We start from the raw sequence: 3,161 nt of genomic DNA, 5'->3' as shown, positions 1-3,161 counted from the left end.
GGTGGGCGAGCTCCGCGAGCCCGGAGGGGGCGCCCGCGCGGGGCTCGCTCATCGGCAGAGAGACGGGACGTGCACGGGCCCGGCGCGAGGAACGCCGCCACGCGCGGAGTTGGGGAAAGACACGACGACAGCGAACGGGATGAGAGTGCAGATGCAGAAGCGGTTGCGTGCGTGGGGGATGGGCCTGGCGCTGGCCGTGGCGGCCGCGCCGGCGGCGGCGCAGCAGGACACCATGAGCGTGCGGTCGCCCGACGGGCGCAACGTCATCGGCATCGAGCCGCGCGACGGGCGCCTGTTCTACCGCGTCTCCCGCGACGGCCAGCCCGTGATGCTGCCCTCCCGCTTGGGCTTCGAGTTCCGCGGCGGCGACACGCTGGGCGCCCTGCGCGTAACCGGCGCCGCGCGCGACAGCGCCGACGAGACGTGGACCCAGCCCTGGGGGGAGGTGGCGCACGTGCGCGACCACCACAACGAGCTGCGCGTGCACGTGGCCGAGGCCGGCGGCCAGGCCCGCGCCTTCGACCTCGTCCTGCGCGCGTTCGACGACGGCGTGGCCTTCCGCTACGAGCTGGGCGAGCGCTTCGGCGCCTTTGAGATGATGGAGGAGCTCACGGAGTTCGCCCTGGCCGACAACGCCCGCGCCTGGTGGATCCCCGGCAACCAGCCGGAGCCGGACCGGCAGGAGATCCTCTACTCGTCCAGCCCCGTCAGCCGCCTGGACACCGTGCACACGCCGCTCACGCTGCAGTACACCAACGGCACGCAGGTCGTCATCCACGAGGCCAACCTCGTGGACTACGCGGGGATGTACCTGGCGCGCACGCAGAACCGTGTCCTTCGCTCCACGCTGGCCCGCTGGGCCGACGGCGTGGCCGTGCGCGGGACGGCGCCGTTCGTCACGCCGTGGCGCACCATCCAGGTGGCGGACCGGCCCGAGGACCTGGCCCCGTCGCTGCTCACGCTCAAGCTCAACCCCCCCAGCCGCATCGCCAACACCAGCTGGATCACGCCCATGAAGTACAACGGCGTGTGGTGGGGGATGCACATCAACACCGAGACGTGGGGATCGGGCCCCACGCACGGCGCGCGGACGGAGAACGTCAAGCGCTACATGGACTTCGCCGCGGCCAACGGGCTGGGCGGCACGCTGGTGGAGGGGTGGAACCTGGGCTGGGACGTGGACTGGTTCAACACCATGCAGGCCACCTTCTCGTTCACGCAGCCGTATCCGGACTTCGACCTGCCGGGCCTGGCCGCGTACGCCCGCGCGCGGGGGATGACGCTCATTGGCCACCACGAGACGGCGACCAAGATCGAGAACTACGAGCGCCAGCTGGACTCGGCCATGGCGCTGTACGAGCGCGTGGGCGTGCGTGCCGTCAAGACGGGCTACGTGGGCGACAAGACGGAGCACGGACACGCGCACCAGTCGCAGTACATGGTGCGCCACCACCGCCGCGTGATCGAGACGGCGGCCCGGCACGGCATCATGGTCAACGTGCACGAGCCCATCAAGGACACGGGCGAGCGCCGCACCTGGCCCAACATGCTGTCGCGCGAGGGCTCGCGGGGGATGGAGTACAACGCGTGGGGCGGTGAAGGCGGCAACCCGCCGGAGCACGAGACCATCCTCTTCTTCACGCGGATGCTGGCCGGGCCCATGGACTTCACGCCCGGCATCTTCGACCTGCTCATCCAGCGCCCCACGGGCACGCCCCGCCGCCCGGAGGACGCCCGTCCGCGGACGACGCTGGCCAAGCAGCTGGCCCTGTACGTGGTGCTCTACTCGCCCCTGCAGATGGCAGCGGACCTGCCGGAGAACTACGCGGACCAGCCGGCGTTCCAGTTCATCCGGGACGTGGCCGTGGACTGGGACACGACGGTCGTGCTGAACGGGCGCATCGGTGACCACGTGATCGTGGCGCGCAAGGAAAAGGGGCAGGACGAGTGGTTCGTGGGCGCCATCACGGACGAGGAGGCGCGGAGCTTCGACGTGCCGCTCTCCTTCCTCCCCGCCGGGCGGCGCTACGTGGCGGAGATCTATGCGGACGGCCCCGGCGCCGACTGGCGCGACAATCCGCTGCCGGTGACGATCTCTCGGCAGGACGTGGACGCGGGGAGCACGCTGCGCATCGAGATGGCGCCCGGCGGCGGGCAGGCCATCCGCATCCGCCCCGCGGACTGAGGCGGCCCGGATGAACACCGCCGCCTCGCTCGACGCGCCCGCGCCGCCGCCCGTCCGCAATGGGCTGGCGGCCGGCGACCGGCGCCCCACGCTGGGTCCCCGCTTTCTCGGGGTCGGCGTGGCGTCGCTGGCGGCGTCCTTCCTGGGTACCGCGTTCAGCCACGGGGCGTCGCTCCTCCTGTTCTTCGCCGGCCTGTTCCTGGTGGGGTTCGGCTGGCTGATGCTCGTCTTTCTCAGCGGACGGGCCGCGCTGATGGCGACCGTCGCGGCCGTCGTGGGCTGCGGGGGCGTCGTGGCCCTGGCCCCGGAGATGGGAGAACTGTCCTACCGGGTGCTGGTCTGGACGCACCGCGGCGTGATGGCGGACGCGGTGCGGCTGATGGAGCCCGTCGCGGGCACCGGGCCCACGTGGAGCGCCGAGCCCCTCTGCGCGCGCCTTCCCGGCCTGCCGTCCGCCGACTGCGTCGTGCTGGAGGCGTCCATGCGCGAGTTCGGCGCGTTCGACGCCTGGAAGGACGGGCCGGCGACCGTGTTCACGACCGACTCGTGGATCGGCAAGCGGCGCGGCATCCTGCACTGTCCGCGCGAGGCGGCGGACGCGTGCGCCGCGCCCCGCGGGCGCCACCTGACGGGCGAGTGGTACCTCTGGTCCATCGGATGAGCACGTCGACGATGCGCTTCAACGGAATCCCTCGGACGCTCCTGCTGCTCGCGGCGGCGATGAGCCTGCACGCAGCGGACGCGCCGGCGCAGGACGCGGCGCGGGCGGCGAGCCGCATCGACACGTTCACCGTCACCATCCCGCAGCTGGGCGACCGCGAGCGGACGGTGCGCGTGTACCTGCCGCCGGGCTACGACGGGGGCGACGCGCGGTATCCCGTGCTCTACCTGCAGGACGGGCAGAACCTGTTCACCCCGGGCGCGTACGGTGACTGGCGGGTGGACGAGACGCTGGACTCGCTCGTGGCGGCCGGCC

At 72.2% G+C, this 3,161-nt stretch carries 3 protein-coding genes; all 3 read left to right on the top strand.

The features are described from left to right. Positions 1-151 precede the first annotated feature (151 nt). Positions 152-2,185: a glycoside hydrolase family 97 protein gene (locus VFZ20_RS04205; RefSeq protein ID WP_329682579.1), complete on the top strand. Its 2,034-nt coding sequence runs from the start codon at positions 152-154 to the stop codon at positions 2,183-2,185. Between the two features lie 10 nt (positions 2,186-2,195). Further along, positions 2,196-2,846 (top strand): hypothetical protein, encoded by a 651-nt coding sequence (locus VFZ20_RS04200; RefSeq protein WP_329682578.1) that lies wholly within the window; start codon positions 2,196-2,198, stop codon positions 2,844-2,846. Continuing rightward, a partial coding sequence (locus VFZ20_RS04195; protein WP_329682577.1) for an alpha/beta hydrolase-fold protein occupies positions 2,843-3,161 on the top strand: 319 nt, incomplete at its 3' end. The genes VFZ20_RS04200 and VFZ20_RS04195, both read left to right, overlap by 4 nt.

The sequence above is a fragment of the Longimicrobium sp. genome (assembly GCF_036280135.1).
Lineage (GTDB): Bacteria > Gemmatimonadota > Gemmatimonadetes > Longimicrobiales > Longimicrobiaceae > Longimicrobium.
Note: the sequence above shows the minus strand (reverse complement) of the source record. Positions and strands in the feature narration are given on the sequence as shown.